Origin of the sequence: Sulfitobacter sp. 15WGC, assembly GCF_005068605.1 — a bacterium.
GTDB classification, from domain to species: Bacteria; Pseudomonadota; Alphaproteobacteria; order Rhodobacterales; family Rhodobacteraceae; genus Sulfitobacter; species Sulfitobacter faviae.
This window is the reverse complement of sequence record NZ_SZNL01000080.1, coordinates 1-363: the sequence shown is the minus strand read 5'-3', so window position 1 is coordinate 363 and position 363 is coordinate 1. Positions and strand designations below refer to the sequence as shown.

The 363-nt window shown below is 63.6% G+C and carries 1 pseudogene; it reads left to right on the top strand.

Going from position 1 to position 363, the window contains the following annotated elements:
- Positions 1–363 (top strand): annotated as a pseudogene (locus tag FCK22_RS18065) (transposase); the annotation flags it as partial.

Genomic DNA, 363 nt, shown 5'->3' with positions numbered 1-363 from the left:
TTCTACAAGCTGAAGTCCAAGTATGGCGGCATGGAGGTGTCGGAGGCCGCGAGGCTGAAGGCGCTGGAGGACGAGAACGCCAAGCTGAAGCGGCTGCTGGCCGATACGATGCTGGACAATGTGGTTCTGAAGGATCTTCTGGGAAAGAACTGACGACGCTGACCAAGCGGCGAGAGGCGGCGCTCAGGGCGATGCGGGATCACGGCATCTCGCAGCGCCGGGCCTGTCGGCTTGTTGGTGTCGACCCAAAGACAGTCCGGCGCGAACGCCCGCCGGACTGCCCTGAGATCCGCAAGGAGATGCAGGAGATCGCCGGAAAGCGGCGCCGGTTCGGCTACCGCCGGATTGGCGTGTTGCTTGAGC